Raw genomic sequence first — 3,317 nt, 5'->3', positions numbered from 1 at the left:
CAGCCCGGGCCGCTCTGACATCCGCTCGGCACTCGTCGCGTTGCTGACCGCGGCAGTGACCATCGCCGGAGTGGCGACTCTGGTCACCATGATCCGGGTACGCACGTCGATGCGGATGTCGTCGGTGATCGCGTACGCCCGTTCGCAGCTCGGCAAGACGTACCGGCGCGGTGGTGAGGGGCCGAATTCGTTCGACTGCTCGGGATTCACCAAGCGCGCGTACGCCCAGGCCGGGCTCAGCCTGCCGCATTCCTCCGGAGCCCAGGCGGCCCGCGCCCGCACGGTTTCCCGGGCCGCCGCGCAACCCGGTGATCTGGTCGTGGGGCCGGGGCACGTGGGGATCTACATGGGCGGCGGAATGATGATCGACGCCGGCAACTCGCGGACCGGTGTCGTTTATCGGCGGCTCTACCGGGGGTTGCACATCGAGCGGTTCTGAAGGGTTGGCGCCGGCCGGTGACGACCGCGAGAATCCCTCGCATGATCACCGATCACTGGCCACTGTTCGGGCTGCGGCTGCACACGCCGCGGCTCGAACTGCGCGTTCCGGACCTGGCCGACCTCGCGCAGCTCGCCGAGGTCGCCGCCGGGGGCGTGCACGACCCCGGGCAACAGCCGTTCGTGGTGCCGTGGACCGACGGTACCGCCGAGGAAGTGGCCCGCAGCACGCTGCAGTTCCAGTGGCGGATGTGGGGCCAATGGGCGCCGGACAACTGGTCGCTGCACTTCGTGACCGTGCACGACGGCCAGGTCATCGGCACCCAGGCGCTCGACGCCCGGCGGTTCGCCACGCTACGCGAGGTCGGCACGGGATCGTGGCTGGGCCGCGCCCACCACGGCCAGGGCTTCGGCACCGAGATGCGGGCGGCTGTGCTGGACCTGGCGTTCACCGGGCTGGGCGCGCAGTGGGCGGTCACGGAGGCGTTCGCGGACAACGCGGCCTCGTACGGCGTCTCGCGCAAGCTCGGCTACGCCGACGACGGCATCGCCCGGCACGTGGTCCGCGGCGAGGCGGTGGTGGGCCGGCGGCTGCGGCTGGACCGGGCCGGCTGGGCGGCGGCTCGCACTGTCGACGTACGGATCGAAGGTCTGCAGCCCTGCCTGCCCATGTTCGGAGCCTAGGCGCGGGGCAGGGTGAGGCGGACTGTCGTGCCCACGCCCGGCTCGCTGTCCAGGTGGATGCTGCCGTGGTGGGCCTCGATGATCAGGTTGACGATCGACAGTCCGAGGCCCGGGCCCGGCGCCGCCATCCGGTCGGCGGCCGTGCTGCGGAAGAACCGGTCGAAGACGTGCGGCAGTTCGGCGGCCGGGATGCCCACCCCGGTGTCGACGATGACCAGCTCCGGTTCGTCGCCGGCCGTACCCCGGACGATGATCTCGCCGCCCGGCGAGGTGAACTTGATCGCGTTGACCACCAGGTGGTTCAGCGCCTGGCCCAGCCGCCGGCCGTCGCCGCGGGCGAGCACCGGCCGGTCCATCAGGTTGTGCAGCGCCACGTCCCGGTGCTCGGCCAGCGGCCGGCACGCCGTGGTGACCTGTTGCGCCAGCTCGGCCAGATCCAGCTCGGCCAGGTGCAGCTCCATGCCGCCCTCGTTGAGGCGGGCCACCGTCAGCAGGTCGTCGATGAGCCGCAGCAGCCGGTCCGAGTTGCGCTGCATGACCGCCAGGAAACGCTGCGACGTCTCCGGGTCGAAGCCGTCCGCCAGCAGGATCTCCAGATAGCCGCGGATCGACGTCAGCGGTGTCCGCAGCTCGTGGCTCACCCCGGCGAGGAACGAGTCTTTCATCCGGTCGAGCTGGCGCATGCGGTCGGCGACGGTCCCGGCATGCTGGGCGTAGCGGCGCAGCTCCAGCTGGACCGCGGTGTGCCGGGCCAGACAGCGCAGGGCACGGCGCTGCGACGCGGTCAGCGCCCGCGGCACCTTGTCGAGAACGCAGATGGTGCCGACGGCGTGGGTGCCGTCGAGGACGACCGGGGCGCCGGCGTAGAACCGGAAATTCCGGCCGATGACGAACGGGCCGGCCGCGAAGCGGGGATCCGCGCCGGCGTCGGGCACCTCCAGCACGTCGTGGTCCTGGATCGTGTGCGCGCAGAACGACTCGTCCCGGGGCGTCTCGTCGTAGTCGACGCCGACCTTGGCCTTGATCCACTGCCGCTCGGCGTCGACCAGGCTCACCATGCCGACCGGGGTGCCGCAGATCTCCGCGGCCAGCAGGGCGATGTCGTCGAAGTCGTCCTCCGGCGGGGTGTCGAGCACCCGGGCCTCGTACAGGGCGGCCAGGCGACCTTCCTCATCGGGCGGTGCAGCGACTCTCACGTTTCTGATGCTCTCATCGCTTCGCGGCATATGTGACGGATTCGTCAGCCGGTCCGGCCGGTGTCCCACATAGCAGTCGGCACCCGTCGCGGAGGGCGGGTGCCGACTTGCTGGACGCCGGGAGGCGACCGATCGCGACCGAGCACGGGGATCTCTGCCCTGCGCACCCGGTCGGATGTCTGACACCACTATCGCCCGGGGCAAGCCCGGTCACGCGCACCACCTGTGCGTTTCTGCATCCGCGCCGGATATCAGGCCGAAAGATGTGTGACACCTCACCCGGTTACCGTCGGCAAACGGGGGAAGTCAGCAACCGGCGCCATGCGGGTGCCGGACGACGTGGAAGGACAACCGAGCATGAGCCTGGAGCGAGCCGAAGCGCCGGATCCGTACGACATCCTGCCGCCCGTCCCGGCCTTCACGCTGACCAGCACGGACATGGCGGACGGCCGACCGCTCGACGAGATGTACGCGCACACCAGCGTCGGCGGCAAGAACCTGTCCCCGCAGCTGTCCTGGTCCGGCTTCCCGGCGGAGACCCGTGGCTTCGTCGTGACCTGCTTCGACCCCGACGCGCCCACCGGCAGCGGCTTCTGGCACTGGGTGGCCGTGAACCTGCCGGCCTCGGTGACCGAGCTCGACCGGGGCGTCGACCCGCTGCCGGACGGCGCCTTCACCGTACGCAACGACTACGGCGACACCGGCTATGGCGGCGCGGCCCCGCCGCCCGGTGACCGCCCGCACCGCTACGTCTTCGCGGTGCACGCCATCGACGTCGACCGGCTCGAGGTGAGCGCGGACGCCACCCCGGCGTACGTCGGCTTCAACCTGGCGTTCCACACGATGGCCCGGGCCACGATCCGGCCCACGTACCAGGTCAAGGGCTGACGCCGGGCTCCGGACACGGAGAAGCCCGCCGGATCACGGATCCGGCGGGCTTCGGCGATGGGTACGGGGTAAGCCCGGAAACATGGCGACCACGAAGAACGACAGGGCGCA

At 71.0% G+C, this 3,317-nt stretch carries 4 protein-coding genes; 3 read left to right on the top strand and 1 reads right to left on the bottom strand.

Features of this window, described 5'->3' with window-relative positions; translation table 11 throughout:
• Together AB0C29_RS39860 and AB0C29_RS39855 are read left to right on the top strand one after the other, a co-directional pair.
• A partial coding sequence (locus tag AB0C29_RS39860) for an NlpC/P60 family protein (RefSeq protein WP_360831980.1) occupies positions 1 to 439 on the top strand: 439 nt, incomplete at its 5' end.
• 41 nt (positions 440 to 480) lie between these two features.
• On the top strand, positions 481 to 1,122 hold the full coding sequence (locus AB0C29_RS39855; protein WP_360831977.1) for a GNAT family protein: 642 nt from the start codon (positions 481 to 483) through the stop codon (positions 1,120 to 1,122).
• Here the strand turns inward: AB0C29_RS39855 and AB0C29_RS39850 are convergent.
• Positions 1,119 to 2,318, bottom strand: coding sequence for an ATP-binding protein (locus AB0C29_RS39850; protein ID WP_360831974.1), 1,200 nt, complete (start codon positions 2,316 to 2,318; stop codon positions 1,119 to 1,121). The genes AB0C29_RS39855 and AB0C29_RS39850 overlap by 4 nt on opposite strands.
• A 357-nt stretch (positions 2,319 to 2,675) precedes the next feature.
• On the opposite strand from AB0C29_RS39850, the gene AB0C29_RS39845 reads away from it, so the two are divergent.
• Positions 2,676 to 3,206: a YbhB/YbcL family Raf kinase inhibitor-like protein gene (locus tag AB0C29_RS39845; RefSeq protein ID WP_360831972.1), complete on the top strand. Its 531-nt coding sequence runs from the start codon at positions 2,676 to 2,678 to the stop codon at positions 3,204 to 3,206.
• Positions 3,207 to 3,317 lie beyond the last annotated feature (111 nt).

Origin of the sequence: Actinoplanes sp. NPDC048791 (assembly GCF_040650095.1) — a bacterium.
Taxonomy (GTDB): Bacteria; Actinomycetota; Actinomycetes; order Mycobacteriales; family Micromonosporaceae; genus Actinoplanes.
The sequence above is the reverse complement of the archived record's forward strand: the minus strand, read 5'-3'. Positions and strand labels throughout refer to the sequence as shown.